Source organism: Rhodanobacter humi (assembly GCF_041107455.1).
In the GTDB taxonomy this organism is placed as follows: Bacteria; Pseudomonadota; Gammaproteobacteria; order Xanthomonadales; family Rhodanobacteraceae; genus Rhodanobacter_A.
Genome location: NZ_JBGBPY010000001.1, coordinates 2,627,258 through 2,641,846, shown reverse-complemented (window position 1 = coordinate 2,641,846; position 14,589 = coordinate 2,627,258). Strand labels below are relative to the sequence as shown.

The 14,589-nt window shown below is 64.0% G+C and carries 12 protein-coding genes, 2 tRNA genes and 3 rRNA genes; 8 read left to right on the top strand and 9 right to left on the bottom strand.

Annotation, left to right across the window (positions count from 1 at the left end; translation table 11 throughout):
• The first annotated feature begins 50 nt into the window (after nt 1–50).
• The 3 genes from flgM (at nt 51) to AB7878_RS11535 (ending at nt 2,190) form a co-directional block, all read left to right on the top strand.
• Complete coding sequence (flgM, locus tag AB7878_RS11545) at nt 51–374, top strand: flagellar biosynthesis anti-sigma factor FlgM (RefSeq protein ID WP_369494507.1); 324 nt, start codon at nt 51–53, stop codon at nt 372–374.
• Nucleotides 371–817: a flagella synthesis protein FlgN gene (locus tag AB7878_RS11540; RefSeq protein WP_369494506.1), complete on the top strand. Its 447-nt coding sequence runs from the start codon at nt 371–373 to the stop codon at nt 815–817. The genes flgM and AB7878_RS11540 overlap by 4 nt, the downstream gene beginning before the upstream one ends.
• A 98-nt stretch (nt 818–915) precedes the next feature.
• Nucleotides 916–2,190, top strand: coding sequence for an EAL and HDOD domain-containing protein (locus tag AB7878_RS11535; RefSeq protein ID WP_369494505.1), 1,275 nt, complete (start codon nt 916–918; stop codon nt 2,188–2,190).
• On the opposite strand, the gene AB7878_RS11530 is transcribed toward AB7878_RS11535, so the two are convergent.
• The 6 genes from AB7878_RS11530 to AB7878_RS11505 form a co-directional block, all read right to left on the bottom strand.
• Complete coding sequence (locus AB7878_RS11530) at nt 2,157–2,600, bottom strand: hypothetical protein (RefSeq protein ID WP_369494504.1); 444 nt, start codon at nt 2,598–2,600, stop codon at nt 2,157–2,159. The two genes, AB7878_RS11535 and AB7878_RS11530, sit on opposite strands and share 34 nt — an antisense overlap.
• 125 nt (nt 2,601–2,725) lie before the next feature.
• Nucleotides 2,726–2,839, bottom strand: a 5S ribosomal RNA gene (gene rrf / locus AB7878_RS11525).
• A gap of 109 nt (nt 2,840–2,948) precedes the next feature.
• A 23S ribosomal RNA gene (locus tag AB7878_RS11520) occupies nt 2,949–5,827 on the bottom strand.
• Nucleotides 5,828–6,012: 185 nt separating this feature from the next.
• Nucleotides 6,013–6,088: transfer RNA gene (locus AB7878_RS11515), tRNA-Ala, on the bottom strand.
• A gap of 61 nt (nt 6,089–6,149) precedes the next feature.
• Nucleotides 6,150–6,226, bottom strand: a tRNA-Ile gene (locus AB7878_RS11510).
• An 81-nt stretch (nt 6,227–6,307) separates the two neighbouring features.
• A 16S ribosomal RNA gene (locus AB7878_RS11505) occupies nt 6,308–7,848 on the bottom strand.
• Together the 16S, 23S and 5S rRNA genes with 2 tRNA genes alongside form the textbook arrangement of a ribosomal RNA operon.
• 438 nt (nt 7,849–8,286) lie before the next feature.
• Here AB7878_RS11505 and AB7878_RS11500 point away from each other — a divergent pair.
• The gene (locus AB7878_RS11500) at nt 8,287–8,742 is read left to right on the top strand and encodes a DUF192 domain-containing protein (RefSeq protein ID WP_369494503.1); all 456 of its coding nucleotides are present in this window, start codon (nt 8,287–8,289) and stop codon (nt 8,740–8,742) included.
• Nucleotides 8,743–8,973: 231 nt separating this feature from the next.
• Here AB7878_RS11500 and AB7878_RS11495 read toward each other — a convergent pair whose 3' ends face one another.
• Nucleotides 8,974–9,171 (bottom strand): rubredoxin, encoded by a 198-nt coding sequence (locus tag AB7878_RS11495; RefSeq protein WP_369494502.1) that lies wholly within the window; start codon nt 9,169–9,171, stop codon nt 8,974–8,976.
• Nucleotides 9,172–9,283: 112 nt separating this feature from the next.
• On the opposite strand from AB7878_RS11495, the gene thiE reads away from it, so the two are divergent.
• From thiE to AB7878_RS11475, 4 genes are all read left to right on the top strand, one after another.
• Nucleotides 9,284–9,910 carry a thiamine phosphate synthase gene (gene thiE / locus AB7878_RS11490; RefSeq protein WP_439653790.1) on the top strand — a complete coding sequence of 209 codons (627 nt, stop codon included), beginning with the start codon at nt 9,284–9,286 and terminating at the stop codon, nt 9,908–9,910.
• An 11-nt stretch (nt 9,911–9,921) separates the two neighbouring features.
• A complete protein-coding gene (hemL, locus tag AB7878_RS11485) occupies nt 9,922–11,208 on the top strand; it encodes a glutamate-1-semialdehyde 2,1-aminomutase (protein ID WP_369494501.1) in 1,287 nt (428 codons plus the stop codon).
• Between the two features lie 227 nt (nt 11,209–11,435).
• Nucleotides 11,436–12,092, top strand: a complete 657-nt coding sequence (locus AB7878_RS11480; protein WP_369494500.1) for a hypothetical protein — start codon at nt 11,436–11,438, stop codon at nt 12,090–12,092.
• A complete protein-coding gene (locus AB7878_RS11475; protein ID WP_369494499.1) occupies nt 12,089–12,742 on the top strand; it encodes a helix-turn-helix transcriptional regulator in 654 nt (217 codons plus the stop codon). The genes AB7878_RS11480 and AB7878_RS11475 overlap by 4 nt, the downstream gene beginning before the upstream one ends.
• Here the strand turns inward: AB7878_RS11475 and AB7878_RS11470 are convergent, their stop codons facing one another.
• Both AB7878_RS11470 and AB7878_RS11465 read right to left on the bottom strand, forming a co-directional pair.
• Nucleotides 12,743–13,162 (bottom strand): VOC family protein, encoded by a 420-nt coding sequence (locus AB7878_RS11470; protein WP_369494498.1) that lies wholly within the window; start codon nt 13,160–13,162, stop codon nt 12,743–12,745.
• Between the two features lie 18 nt (nt 13,163–13,180).
• Entirely contained in the window at nt 13,181–14,419 is a 1,239-nt protein-coding gene (locus tag AB7878_RS11465; protein WP_369494497.1) for an acetylornithine/succinylornithine family transaminase, read from the bottom strand.
• Nucleotides 14,420–14,589 lie beyond the last annotated feature (170 nt).

The following is a 14,589-nucleotide window of genomic DNA, read 5'->3' as shown; positions in this document are numbered from 1 at the left end:
ATCGGGCCGATGCAGCATTCACAGGGCCACTCCGCAGCGAGAACGGACGCATGAATACGACCATTTCCAACAACGGCTTGCCGAAACTTCCGCAAGCCGCCGGCCAGCCGGGCAACAGCGCGGCGCCGGAATCCTCCGCCAGCGCCACCGGTGCCGGCGCGCCCGCGGCCAAGGCCGACGACCAGCTCAAGCTGACCGATTCGGCCAAGGCGTTGCAGCAGGCCGCGCGCACCGACGCCACTCCGGTCGATACGCAGCGGGTGGAGCGCGTGCGCCAGGCGCTGGCCGACGGCAGCTACAAGGTCGACGCCGGCCGCATCGCCGACCGCATGATCGCGATGGAACGGCAGCTCGGCGACACGGGCAAGGCATGAGCCCGCCGCTGCGGCAGGAGTTCGCCGAGGCGCTCGCCGCAGTGCAGGGCGAGATGCGCCACGGGCTGGAGCAGCTCGCGCAGGTGCTCGAAGACGAACGCGCGGCGCTGGACGGTGGCGATATCGAGGCGCTCGACCGGGCCGGCGCGCGCAAGCAGGCGTTGATGCAGCAGCTGGAACAGCTGGACGCGGAGCGTCGCCTGCTGGCGCGCGAACAGCCGCAGGCTCCGGCCGTGCCGGATCCGGACTGGACCGCGATCGTGCAGTCGCTGCAGCACTGCCACCGGCTCAACCAGCGCAACGGCGGCATCGTCGGCCAGCGCCTGCAGCTGGTGCGCCAGGCGCTCGCGGTGCTGACCGGGACGGACAGCGACAGCGGGCTGTACGACCGCAGCGGCGAACTGCATGCCGGCGCACGTTCGCGTCCGCTGGCGGCGGCCTGATTCGAGTTGAGTACCCCGCCGCCCGCACGCACGGTGGCATCTCCAGCGGGCCGCTGGCCGCGGCCCGCTTCACCGTCAAACGCGATGCCGGACCGATCATGAGCCCTTCCCCCACTTCCGCCGCTCCCGCGGCCACCAGCAAACCCTCGATCTACGAAGGCGTCGCGCCGGCGCTGCCGGTGATGCGCGTGCCGCTGCTCAATCGCGAGCGCGAGCTGTTTGCCTACGAGATCCTGTTCCATCGCGAAAGCGGCGACGAAGCGACCCTGCTGCAGAGCGTGCTGGGGATGATCACCGACGGTGCGTTGACCCGCCTGGTGCGCGGCAACCGCGCGTTCCTCAACCTGCCCGCCGAGCTGCTGCCGGAAGACGCCGACGTGCTGCTGCACCAGCCGCGCCTGGGCGTGGTGCTGCAACCGCATGTGGCCGACGACGCGGCGCTGATGAAGCGCCTGCAGTCGATGGCGCAGCGCGGCTGCCAGTTCATGCTGGACGTGGGCGATCAGGATCTCGACCACGGCCTGCCGTTCGAAGCCCTGCTGCAGATGGTGCAACTGGTCCGGCTCGACGCGGGCCAGCTGGCGCCGGAAGTGCTGGCGCAACGCGCCGCGCACCTGCACGCGCGCGGACTGCACGTGGTCGCCGGCCAGGTCAACGACCATCCCACCTACGAACGCTGCCTGACGTTGCCGATGGAGGCGGTGCAGGGACGTTATCTGTTGGTGCCGCAGCCGATGGCCGTCCCCGTGCTGACCGCGAACCGCCTCAGCATGCTGCGCCTGCTGGGCGTGCTGCACGAAAGCAACCCGGGTCCGGTCGAGCTGGGCAACATCGTGCGCGACGACGCGGTGCTCAGCTACAAGCTGCTGAGCTGCGTCAATTCGGCCTACTTCGCATTGCCGCGGCAGCTGAAATCCGTGCAGCAGGCCGCGATCTTCTTCGGCGTCACCCGCATGCGCAACTGGGTCGACACCATGGCGATGTGCAGCATGGACGATCGTCCACCGGAGCTGTTGCGCGCCGCGCTGATCCGCGCCCACATGTGCGAGGAACTGGCCCAGGGCATGCCCCTCGGGAGTGCCGAGATGGCGTTCACCGTCGGGCTGTTCTCGCTGCTGGACACCTTGATGTGCGCGCCGATGGAATTCCTGCTGCCGCAGCTGCGGCTGGCGCCCGAGATCAGCGACGCGCTGACCGGCCGCAGCGGCCCGTTCGGCGCGATCCTGCAGCAGATCCTCGCCTGGGAGGCGAACGAGCTGACCAGCGCGCAGGTGCCCCCGCAGCGCATCCAGCGACTGGCCACGATCTACCTCAACGCCACCCAATGGGCCGATCAGGTCTACGCCAGCGCGAACGAGAAGAGCGTGCAGTAAGCCCGGTCGTCAGGTTCATGCGTGCGGCCGTGTGTGCTCCGGCCACCGCAGCGATCGATGGCGTGTCGAACGATCGATGCGCTTTCGTGCTCCTTGACCAGCATCGGCTTCACATGGCGTCGGGGTGCGCATCCTGGCACAGCAATCCCGCTCGTTCGATCCAATCGCCCGTACCGGACGATCGCGCGCATTTCCATTCCCCAAATGCGCGTCGATGCGGTGGCTCCAGCGTACGCATGGTGAACCGGCAGCGGCCTTTCCTGTTTTGGTGCGCGCGGCACCGCGCCCGAGTGACCATCACTGCGATAGCCCTTCGTGTCGAGTTGCGTATGAAGGATCGCTCTCGTCGAGGCGGCTGGTTGGCCCGATTGCTTCGAGTCCCGCAATCCTTCGTTGAAGCGAAACAGCATTCGAGCGGCGCGCGCCGCCGGGCACACGTCATTCCGGGGCCGGCGACATGATTCGCGCATGAAATCGTCACGCCCAAAAACAAACGCCCTCACCGGAATCGGTGAAGGCGTTTGAGGGATAAAGCCCCTGGCGGTGACCTACTCTTGCATGCGAGATGCACACTACCATCGGCGCGGCTGCGTTTCACTTCCGAGTTCGGGATGGGATCGGGTGGGACCACAGCGCTATGGCCGCCAGGGAAGGGGTTGAAGCAGCGCAGTTGCGCCGGCTTCAATACTTTGGCAAACGAGTGACAAGCGTCCGGGTTTGACGTACCGGGAAACGTGGTGAAGGCCACTTGGGGTTATATGGTCAAGCCGCACGGCTCATTAGTACGCGTAAGCTCAATGCATTGCTGCACGTCCACATCGCGCCTATCAACCACCTGGTCTTGATGGTGCCTTAAGGAGAGTCAAGCTCTCGGGAGATCTCATCTTGGGGCGCGCTTCCCGCTTAGATGCTTTCAGCGGTTATCGCTTCCGTTCATAGCTACCGGGCAATGCCTCTGGCGAGACAACCCGAACACCAGCGGAACGTCCACTCCGGTCCTCTCGTACTAGGAGCAGCCCCCCTCAAATCTCCAACGCCCACGACAGATAGGGACCGAACTGTCTCACGACGTTCTGAACCCAGCTCGCGTACCACTTTAAATGGCGAACAGCCATACCCTTGGGACCGGCTACAGCCCCAGGATGTGATGAGCCGACATCGAGGTGCCAAACACCGCCGTCGATATGAACTCTTGGGCGGTATCAGCCTGTTATCCCCGGAGTACCTTTTATCCGTTGAGCGATGGCCCTTCCATACAGAACCACCGGATCACTAAGACCTACTTTCGTACCTGCTTGATCCGTCGATCTTGCAGTCAAGCACGCTTATGCCTTTGCACACAGTGCGCGATGTCCGACCGCGCTGAGCGTACCTTCGTGCTCCTCCGTTACTCTTTGGGAGGAGACCGCCCCAGTCAAACTACCCACCATACACGGTCCCTGACCCGGATTACGGGCCGAGGTTAGAACGTCAAGCACTTCAGGGTGGTATTTCAAGGATGGCTCCACCGAAACTGGCGTCTCGGTTTCGTAGCCTCCCACCTATCCTACACAGAAGAACTCAACGTTCAGTGTAAAGCTATAGTAAAGGTTCACGGGGTCTTTCCGTCTTGCCGCGGGAACGCTGCATCTTCACAGCGATTTCAATTTCACTGAGTCTCGGGTGGAGACAGCGCCGCTGTCGTTACGCCATTCGTGCAGGTCGGAACTTACCCGACAAGGAATTTCGCTACCTTAGGACCGTTATAGTTACGGCCGCCGTTTACTGGGGCTTCGATCAAGAGCTTCGCCTTGCGGCTGACCCCATCAATTAACCTTCCAGCACCGGGCAGGCGTCACACCCTATACGTCCACTTTCGTGTTTGCAGAGTGCTGTGTTTTTGATAAACAGTCGCAGCGGCCAGGTTACTGCGACCTGCCAATGCTCAGTCACGCATGTGACCACATCGGCAGGCGCACCTTCTCCCGAAGTTACGGTGCCATTTTGCCTAGTTCCTTCACCCGAGTTCTCTCAAGCGCCTTGGGATTCTCACCCTGCCTACCAGTGTCGGTTTACGGTACGGTTTTTCTACAGCTGAAGCTTAGTGGCTTTTCCTGGAAGCGTGGTATCAGTCACTTCGCCCAAAAGGGCTCGTCTCGGTGCTCGGCATAAAGGGTCCCGGATTTGCCTAAGACCCATGCCTACCGCCTTTCCCCGGGACAACCAACGCCCGGTAGACCTAACCTTCTCCGTCCCCACATCGCACTGTAGAAAAGTGCAGGAATATTAACCTGCTTCCCATCGACTACGCATTTCTGCCTCGCCTTAGGGGCCGACTCACCCTGCGCCGATGAACGTTGCGCGAGGAAACCTTGGGCTTTCGGCGTGCGGGCTTTTCACCCGCATTATCGTTACTCATGTCAGCATTCGCACTTCCGATACCTCCAGCAAGCTTCTCAACTCACCTTCACAGGCTTACGGAACGCTCCTCTACCGCGCACACAAAGTGTGCACCCCGAGCTTCGGTGTCTAGCTTAGCCCCGTTAAATCTTCCGCGCAGACCGACTCGACCAGTGAGCTATTACGCTTTCTTTAAAGGATGGCTGCTTCTAAGCCAACCTCCTGGCTGTCTATGCCTTTCCACATCGTTTTCCACTTAGCTAGAACTTGGGGACCTTAGCTGCGGGTCTGGGTTGTTTCCCTTTTCACGACGGACGTTAGCACCCGCCGTGTGTCTCCCGGATAGTCTGTCCTGGTATTCGGAGTTTGCCATGGTTTGCTAAGTCGCGATGACCCGCTAGCCATAACAGTGCTCTACCCCCAGGAAGATTCGTCCGAGGCGCTACCTAAATAGCTTTCGAGGAGAACCAGCTATCTCCGAGTTTGTTTAGCCTTTCACTCCTATCCACAGCTCATCCCCATCTATTGCAACAGATGTGGGTTCGGTCCTCCAGTGCGTGTTACCGCACCTTCAACCTGGCCATGGATAGATCACTCGGTTTCGGGTCTACTGCCAGAGACTATGCGCCCTATTCAGACTCGGTTTCCCTTCGCCTCCCCTAGACGGTTAAGCTTGCCACTGACAGTAAGTCGCTGACCCATTATACAAAAGGTACGCAGTCACCCTTGCGGGCTTCCACTGCTTGTACGTATACGGTTTCAGGGTCTATTTCACTCCCCTCTCCGGGGTTCTTTTCGCCTTTCCCTCACGGTACTTGTTCGCTATCGGTCAGTCAGGAGTATTTAGCCTTGGAGGATGGTCCCCCCATGTTCAGACAGGGTTTCTCGTGCCCCGCCCTACTCAATTTCATGCACGGTGCCCTTTCGTCTACCGGGCTATCACCGTCTGCGGCGGGCCTTTCCAGACCCTTCGACTAAAACACTGTGCACTTTTGGGCTAGTCCCCGTTCGCTCGTCGCTACTGAGGGAATCTCGGTTGATTTCTTTTCCTCCGGGTACTTAGATATTTCAGTTCCCCGGGTTCGCCTCCGCAACCTATGAATTCAGTTACGGATACCGCTTGCGCGGTGGGTTTCCCCATTCGGACATTGCCGGATCAAAGCTTGTTGCCAGCTCCCCGACACTTTTCGCAGGCTGCCACGTCCTTCATCGCCTCTGACTGCCAAGGCATCCACCGTATACGCTTGGTCGCTTGACCATATAACCCCAAGTCGCCTCGGGGCCATACTTTCAAACCACCTGTTACGTGCCTCAACACATGTCTCGGTTCGGTTCGAACCAAGACGCTTGTCACTCGTTTGCCAGTTTTCAAAGAACACAAGAACGGCCTCAACGCCGCCTCGCTTCAAATCTTTTCGTGTGCTTGGATTTCACGCGTCGCCATGGTGGAGCCAGTCGGGATCGAACCGACGACCCCCTGCTTGCAAAGCAGGTGCTCTCCCAGCTGAGCTATGGCCCCATGCCTGATGAAGAGTCCGCACACGGAGGTGCGGCTTCTTGCGCAGGAGGTGCACAGGTCATGGTGGGTCTGGGAGGACTCGAACCACCGGCCTCACCCTTATCAGGGGTGCGCTCTAACCACCTGAGCTACAGACCCGGAAAGCTTTCCTGGGACGTTACGTGAAATACAGGTGTCTTGTGTGGACGTCTTGCGCGACGAGTCGCGCTGTCGTTCTCGAAAGGAGGTGATCCAGCCGCACCTTCCGATACGGCTACCTTGTTACGACTTCACCCCAGTCATGAACCACTCCGTGGTCGTCGTCCCCCTTGCGGTTAGACTAACGGCTTCTGGAGCAACTCACTCCCATGGTGTGACGGGCGGTGTGTACAAGGCCCGGGAACGTATTCACCGCGGCATAGCTGATCCGCGATTACTAGCGATTCCGACTTCACGAAGTCGAGTTGCAGACTTCGATCCGGACTGGGATCGGCTTTCTGGGATTGGCTCCACCTCGCGGTATTGCAACCCTCTGTACCGACCATTGTAGTACGTGTGTAGCCCTGGCCGTAAGGGCCATGAGGACTTGACGTCATCCCCACCTTCCTCCGGTTTGTCACCGGCAGTCTCCTTAGAGTTCCCGACTTTACTCGCTGGCAACTAAGGACAAGGGTTGCGCTCGTTGCGGGACTTAACCCAACATCTCACGACACGAGCTGACGACAGCCATGCAGCACCTGTGTTCCGATTCCCGAAGGCACTCCCGCATCTCTGCAGGATTCCGGACATGTCAAGGCCAGGTAAGGTTCTTCGCGTTGCATCGAATTAAACCACATACTCCACCGCTTGTGCGGGCCCCCGTCAATTCCTTTGAGTTTCAGTCTTGCGACCGTACTCCCCAGGCGGCGAACTTAACGCGTTAGCTTCGACACTGATCTCCGAGTTGAGACCAACATCCAGTTCGCATCGTTTAGGGCGTGGACTACCAGGGTATCTAATCCTGTTTGCTCCCCACGCTTTCGTGCTTCAGCGTCAGTGTTGTCCCAGATGGCCGCCTTCGCCACTGATGTTCCTCCCGATCTCTACGCATTTCACCGCTACACCGGGAATTCCACCATCCTCTGACACACTCTAGCTCGCCAGTATCCATTGCCATTCCCAGGTTGAGCCCGGGGATTTCACAACAGACTTAACGAACCGCCTACGCACCCTTTACGCCCAGTAATTCCGATTAACGCTTGCACCCTTCGTATTACCGCGGCTGCTGGCACGAAGTTAGCCGGTGCTTATTCCTCAGGTACCGTCAGCCCCACGGGTTATTAACCCGTAGTATTTCGCTCCTGATAAAAGTGCTTTACAACCCGAAGGCCTTCTTCACACACGCGGCATTGCTGGATCAGGCTTGCGCCCATTGTCCAATATTCCCCACTGCTGCCTCCCGTAGGAGTCTGGGCCGTGTCTCAGTCCCAGTGTGGCTGATCATCCTCTCAGACCAGCTAGCGATCGTCGCCTTGGTGGGCCATTACCCCGCCAACTAGCTAATCGCACATCGGTTCGTCCTGCCGCGCGAGGCCCGAAGGTCCCCCGCTTTCTCCCGTAGGACGTATGCGGTATTAGTCCCGGTTTCCCGAGGTTATCCCCCACGTCAGGGTAGATCCCGATGCATTACTCACCCGTCCGCCACTCGCCGCCAGGTATTGCTACCCGCGCTGCCGTTCGACTTGCATGTGTTAGGCATGCCGCCAGCGTTCAATCTGAGCCAGGATCAAACTCTTCACTTAAGTTTTCGACCATCCGAAGATGATCTATCTTTCTGAAGCGTGACCCCAACCGTTGAAACTCATTACTGACTTTCTTTCGGTGGGACGCTTGCATTGCTTGGACAGGTCATCGACCCGCCAGCGCAAGGCGTCCACACAATTCACCTGTGCACACTGTCAAAGATCCAACCACCGCGGAACTTTCCGCCAAGGGACATTTCGTCCCGGTGAGCCGCCCATTCTACATCGGTTTTTCCTGTCGTCAACAAGCGCGAGGAGAAAATTTCACGTCGTGTTTGTCGAGGAACCCTTCGACGAAGGGCGGCTCGTCGAAGGGGCGAGAATCATAGCGCTGCGTCGCGCGACTGGGAAGGGGCGGCACGCAAATTTTTCGGCGAAGCCGCCACGATGCGTGGGCTCTACACTGCCCCGACCATAGACCACACGAGACATCGCGCCATGCCGAGATTCCTGCTCGCCGCCGCGCTGCTGGCACTGGGCGGCAACGCCTGCGCGTATCCCGCCGACACCGCGCCCGTCAGCGTGACCCTGCGCGGGCATCACTACTCGGTGGAGCTCGCCACCAACGAGGCTGCGCGCGAGCATGGCCTGATGATGCGCACATCGCTGGCCGCGGACCACGGCATGCTGTTCGTGTTTCCCGACACGGCGCCACGCGGGTTCTGGATGAAGAACACGCTGATCCCGCTCGACATCCTGTACTTCGATGCCGAGCGCAAGCTGGTGTCGGCGCAAGTCGACGTGCAACCGTGCAAAGCCGATCCCTGCCCGGTCTACCCCAGCGCGGGGCCTGCGCGTTACGTGCTGGAGCTGTCGGCCGGCACGGCCGCGCGGATCGGCGTGCGCAACGGCGACACGCTGGCGATCGAGGGCAGGCTGGGAACGGTCGACTGAGCGACGTCGGCGGGCGAGACGAGCGCCACGCCGACGCGGTAGGGGATCAACGCTTCGGGACGGATCGCGTCGAGCATGTCCCAGTCGTCTTCGAACGGAATGAACTGCTGCATGGTGATGCTTCCGCATGACGCGCATGGCTTGCGCGTGGAAGCATCACAGCGGATCGGCGGGCCCGTTCGCAGGCGGAAACATGGCGAAAACGGGCCGGGCGCGGGCAGGCATCGGCGATCAGTCGACCTCGATCATCTCGAAGTCGCTCTTGGTGGCGCCGCAATCCGGGCAGGTCCAGGTCTCGGGCACGTCCTCCCAGCGCGTGCCGGGTTCGATGCCTTCCTCCGGCACGCCAAGCGTCTCGTCGTAGATGTAACCGCAGACCACGCACATCCATTTGCGCAGCGCGGTGGTTTCGGTGGAACTCTGGCTCATCGTCGGGCTTCTTCGTGCGAGGGTGAATAGTGCATTCTCGCAACTCGCCTGCCGTTGCGAAAGCACGCGGCGCCCACCATCGCCCCCTGCGGGCGCACGGAAGCTTCGCGCCATGATCCACTCCCTATTTCCCAGCCACGGCCTGTACGCGATCACCGACGGCCCGCGCACCGACCTGTCGGCGACTGTCGCGCAGGCGCTGGCCGGCGGCGCGCGGGTGCTGCAATACCGCGACAAGACCGCCGATGCCGCGCGACGCCATGCCGAAGCCGCTGCGCTCGAGCAGTTGTGCGACACGCACACCGTGCCGTTGATCGTCAACGACGACGTCGCGCTGGCCGTCGCGGTGCGCGCCGCCGGCGTGCACCTGGGCCGCGACGACGACGACGTGGCCGCCGCCCGCGCGGCGCTGGGTGCCGGCGCGATCATCGGCGTGTCCTGCTACGACTCGCTCGAACGCGCCCGTGCCGCCGCGGCCGCCGGCGCCGACTACGTGGCGTTCGGCGCGTTCTTCCCCTCGCCCACCAAGCCGCAGGCGGTACGCGCATCGCTGGACCTGCTGCGGCAGAGCGCCACGCTGGGCGTGCCGCGGGTGGCGATCGGCGGCATCACGCCGGACAATGCCCCATCCCTGGTCGAAGCCGGCGCGGATTTCCTCGCCGTGATCTCCGCGGTGTTCGCCGCGCCCGACGTATGCGCCGCTGCGCAGCGCTTCGCCCGTCTCTACCCCACCGATTGAGTAAAGCATCGATGAGCACCAACCACGAACTGTTCCAGCGCGCCCGCCAGTTGATGCCCGGCGGCGTCAATTCGCCAGTACGCGCCTTCAAGTCGGTGGGCGGCGAACCGTTCTTCACCGCGCGCGCCGACGGCGCCTGCCTGTGGGACGTGGAAGGCACGCGCTACATCGACTACGTGGGCTCGTGGGGCCCGATGATCGTGGGCCACAACCACCCCGCGGTGCGCGAAGCGGTGGAGCGCGCGGTGCAGGACGGTCTCTCCTTCGGCACGCCCTGCCCGGCCGAGGTGACGATGGCCGAAACCATCGTGAAGCTGGTGCCGTCGGTGGAAATGGTGCGCATGGTGAATTCGGGCACCGAGGCCACCATGTCGGCGATCCGCCTCGCCCGCGGCGCCACCGGCCGCGCCAGGATCGTGAAGTTCGAGGGCTGCTACCACGGCCACGGCGACAGCTTCCTGGTGAAGGCCGGCTCCGGCGCACTCACCTTCGGCGTACCCACCTCGCCCGGCGTACCCAAGGCGAACGCCGATCTCACCCTCACCCTGCCCTACAACGATCTCGATGCGGCCAAGGCGCTGTTCGCCGAGCAAGGCAGCGAGATCGCTGGCCTGATCATCGAACCCGTCGCCGGCAACATGAACTGCATCCCGCCGGCGGACGGCTACCTGCAAGGCCTGCGCGAGCTGTGCACGCGACACGGCGCGCTGCTGATCTTCGACGAGGTGATGACCGGTTTCCGCGTGGCGCTGGGCGGTGCCCAGGCGCATTACGGCGTGACGCCCGACCTCAGCACCTTCGGCAAGATCATCGGCGGCGGCATGCCGGTGGGTGCCTACGGCGGCCGCCGCGACTTGATGGAACAGATCGCGCCCAGTGGCCCGATCTACCAGGCCGGCACGCTCAGCGGCAATCCGGTGGCGATGGCGGCGGGCCTGGCGATGCTGGAGCTGGTCCAGGCGCCGGGCTTCCACGACACGCTCGCCGCGCGCACGCGGCTGCTCTGCGACGGCCTGCAGTCGGTGGCCGATGCCGCCGGCGTGCCGTTTTCCACCAATCGCGTGGGCGGCATGTTCGGCCTGTTCTTCAGCGCGGAAAAGGTCACCAGCTACGCACAGGCCACCGCGGCCGACACCGCGCTGTTCAACCGTTTCTTCCACGGCATGCTGAAGCGTGGCGTGTACCTCGCGCCCAGCGCGTTCGAAGCGGGTTTCCTGTCCAGCGCGCATTCCGACCAGGACATCGCCGACACCTTGCAGGCCGCGCGCGAAGCATTGGCCGAGGTAGCCGAAGGCTGAGTCGCGCGCTCGCGCCGGTCGCGTGCACCATGCCTGCAGCTGGCACGTCTGCGCGGCGCCGCCGGCGAGTCCCACGCCGCCCTCTTCCCGCGCATAACCCGGTGCCGCGCTCGGGTCTATCCAAGCAAACACAGTCTTTGCACATATACGCCTTTACTATATGTGGCAAGCGCACAGAATGCGTGCGGCCGTCATCCGTCGGCTTGCCATCATAAGGAGTACAACTCATGAAATCCCTCACCCTTGCCTGCGCCCTGGCGCTGGGTCTTGGCCTGCCGTTCGCCGGCACGACGGCGCCGGCCATGCCGGCCATGCAAGCCGCACCGCAAGCCGCCGCGGCACCGGCTGCGCCGAAACTCCACGCCGCGCTGCGCGGCCTCTGGCACGGCCACGTCGTGCACACCCGCGCCTACGCGATGGCGGTGGAAGCCGGCAACGCGGCGGCGGCGACCAAGGCCGCCGATGACGTGGTCGCGAACGCCAAGCAGATCGCCAACGCCGTGGCCGGTTTCTACGGCGCCGACGCCGGCACGGGCATGCTGAAGCTGCTCGCCGGGCACTGGGCCGGGGTCAAGGCGTTGACCGACGCCACGCACGCGGGCGACAAGGCCGCTGCCGACAAGGCCATGCAGGAACTCGCCACCAACGCGGGCGAGATCGCCAAGTTCCTCCATGGCGCCAATCCCGCGAACTGGCCCGAGGCCACCGTCGACGGCCTGCTGCTGGAGCATGTGGCCGATCACCAGAGCCAGGTCGGCGAGATCATGCGCGGCGACAAGGCTGGCGAGGCGAAGACCTGGGCGATGATGCAGGAACACATGAACACCATCGCCGACGCGCTGGCCGGCGGTATCGCCGCGCAGTTCCCCACCAAGGTGCAATGAAAACCGTGAGCGCCCTGCGCCAGCTCGGCCAGACCCAGCAGAAACTGCTGCGGGCGTTGCTGGCCGCGCCGCAGGGCGCCAGCGTGGAAGCGCTGTGCCAGGCGCTGGGCGTGACCCACAACGCGGTGCGGCAACACCTTGCCGCGCTGATCGCCACGGGCTACGTCGAGCGCGGCACGGCGCAGCCCACCGGTGGACGGCCGCAAGCGCGCTACCTGCTGCTGCCGGCGGGCCGCGAACTGTTTCCGCGCAACTACGGATTGATCGCCACCGGCATCCTCGAACACCTGTACGCCAGCGCCGGCAAGGCCGGCGTGCAGGCACTGCTGGCGTCGATCGGGCAGGAGCTGGGCAACTCCGCGGCCAGCCGCATCGACGGCGCGGACGAAGCCGCCATCGCCGCGCGGCTCGCCGAGCAGCTCGATGCACTGGGCTACGAGGCGACCACGGTGCAGCGCGACGGCGAAACCCAGGTCGAGGCGTACAACTGCGTGTTCCACGCGCTCGCCAAGGCGCACCCGGACGTATGCCGCTTCGACCTCGCCTTCATGGAAGCGGCTACCGGGCGACCGATCCAGCACATGGAATGCCTGCTGCGCGGCGGCCAGGCCTGCCGCTTCCGCATCGGCAAGCCACGCGGCGAAAGCTGACTACCACTGCCCGGTGTTCGGCATCGAGACCCACGGTTCGGCCGGCGGCAGATGGCCGTCCTGCAGGATTTCCACCGAGACCAGGTCGGGCGAACGCACGAAGGCCATGTGGCCGTCGCGCGGCGGGCGGTTGATGGTGTAGCCCATGTCCAGCAGGCGCTGGCAGGTGGCGTAGATGTTCTCCACGCGGAACGCGAGGTGGCCGAAGTTGCGCGCGCTGCCGTAATCCTCGGTCGAACCCCAGTTGTACGTCAGCTCGACCTCGGCCTCGGGGCTGTCCGGCGCGGCAAGGAAGACCAGGGTGAACTTGCCCTGTTCGTTCTCCATGCGGCGCATTTCCTTCAGGCCCAGGCCTTCGCAATAGAAACGCAGCGAGGCGTCGATGTCGCGCACGCGCACCATGGTGTGCAGGTATTTCATCGTTTTCTCCGTCGGTACTCAGGCTTGCGCGAAGGCGCGCAGGGCTGCATGCAGGCGCTTGAGGCCTTCCGCCAATTCCTCGCCGTCGATCGTCAGCGGCGGCACGAAACGCAGCACGTCCGGGCCGGCCTGCAACAGCAGCAGGCCGTGCGCGGCGGCGTGGTCGAGGATCGCGCCGGCCTTGCCCCGATGCGCCGCGGTGAGCGCCGCGCCGATCATCAGGCCGCGGCCGCGCACCTCGTCGAACAGCCGCAGTTCCGCATCGATCGCCGCCAGCCCGTCGCGCAACGCCTGCGCCTGCGCCACCACGTTCGCCAGCAGTTCGGGCGAGCCCAGCTTGCGCAATGCCGTACGCGCCACCGCGGCGGCCATCGGATTGCCGCCGAAGGTGGTGCCGTGGGCACCGTACTGCATCACCTCGGCCACCTGCGGTCCGGCCAGCATCGCGCCGATCGGGAAGCCGCAGCCCAGCGCCTTGGCGAGCGTCACGATGTCGGGCCGCACGCCATCCTGCACGTGGGCGAACAGCGTGCCGGTGCGGCCCATGCCGCACTGGATCTCGTCCAGCACCAGCAACGCGCCATGCGCATCGCACAGCTCGCGCACGCGTTTAAGGAACCCCGGCGCGGCGGGCAGCACGCCGCCTTCGCCCTGCACTGGCTCCAGCATCACCGCGGCGATGTCGCCGGCGCCGAACGCGGCTTCCAGCGCCGCGGCATCGTTGAAGTCGAGATAGCGGAAACCCTGCGGCAGCGGCTCGTAGCCGGCCTGGTACTTCGGCTGCGCGGTGGCGGTGACGGTGGCCAGGGTGCGGCCGTGGAACGAGCCCTTGAAGGTGACGATGACGCGCTTCTCCGGCGCGCGCCCCTGCGCGGCAGCCCACTTGCGCACCAGCTTGATCGCCGCCTCGTTCGCCTCGGCGCCGGAATTGCACAGGAACACGCGCTCGGCGAAGCCGCTCGCGCCCACCAGTTCCTCGGCCAGCCGCAGCGGCGGCTCGGTGTAGAACACGTTGCTGGCGTGCCACAGCTTGTGCGCCTGCACGGTGAGCGCGGCGAGCAGGTCGGGATCCTGGTGGCCCAGCGCGTTCACCGCGATGCCGGCGCCGAAGTCGACGTAGTCGCGCCCTTCCGTGTCCCACACCCGGGCGCCCTTGCCGTGGTCGAGCACCAGCTCGCGCGGCTTGTACACCGGCAGCCAGTAGCGCTGGCCGAGATCGATCAGGGAGGAAGACGGGGTCGAATCGTGTTGCGGCATGGGGCACTCCAGGTTGCGCCCCGACCTGGTTCCCGTGTTCGCCCGGAGCGTCGCGAAACGTCCGCGATCGCAGGATCCGGCCCGGTGATGCGCGTGAGGCCGGCATTATCCCACGGGCAACCGCCGGATCCGCGGTCGATCCGGCACAAGGATCGGCGAAGGCACCCACC

Bases quoted from the DNA above. Each gene is read 5' to 3' on its own strand.
- flgM (WP_369494507.1), top strand. From the start codon at position 51: ATGAATACGACCATTTCCAACAACGGCTTGCCGAAACTTCCGCAAGCC.
- AB7878_RS11540 (WP_369494506.1), top strand. From the start codon at position 371: ATGAGCCCGCCGCTGCGGCAGGAGTTCGCCGAGGCGCTCGCCGCAGTG.
- AB7878_RS11535 (WP_369494505.1), top strand. From the start codon at position 916: ATGAGCCCTTCCCCCACTTCCGCCGCTCCCGCGGCCACCAGCAAACCC.
- AB7878_RS11530 (WP_369494504.1), bottom strand. From the start codon at position 2,600: ATGCTGTTTCGCTTCAACGAAGGATTGCGGGACTCGAAGCAATCGGGC.
- AB7878_RS11500 (WP_369494503.1), top strand. From the start codon at position 8,287: ATGCCGAGATTCCTGCTCGCCGCCGCGCTGCTGGCACTGGGCGGCAAC.
- AB7878_RS11495 (WP_369494502.1), bottom strand. From the start codon at position 9,171: ATGAGCCAGAGTTCCACCGAAACCACCGCGCTGCGCAAATGGATGTGC.
- thiE (WP_439653790.1), top strand. From the start codon at position 9,284: ATGATCCACTCCCTATTTCCCAGCCACGGCCTGTACGCGATCACCGAC.
- hemL (WP_369494501.1), top strand. From the start codon at position 9,922: ATGAGCACCAACCACGAACTGTTCCAGCGCGCCCGCCAGTTGATGCCC.
- AB7878_RS11480 (WP_369494500.1), top strand. From the start codon at position 11,436: ATGAAATCCCTCACCCTTGCCTGCGCCCTGGCGCTGGGTCTTGGCCTG.
- AB7878_RS11475 (WP_369494499.1), top strand. From the start codon at position 12,089: ATGAAAACCGTGAGCGCCCTGCGCCAGCTCGGCCAGACCCAGCAGAAA.
- AB7878_RS11470 (WP_369494498.1), bottom strand. From the start codon at position 13,162: ATGAAATACCTGCACACCATGGTGCGCGTGCGCGACATCGACGCCTCG.
- AB7878_RS11465 (WP_369494497.1), bottom strand. From the start codon at position 14,419: ATGCCGCAACACGATTCGACCCCGTCTTCCTCCCTGATCGATCTCGGC.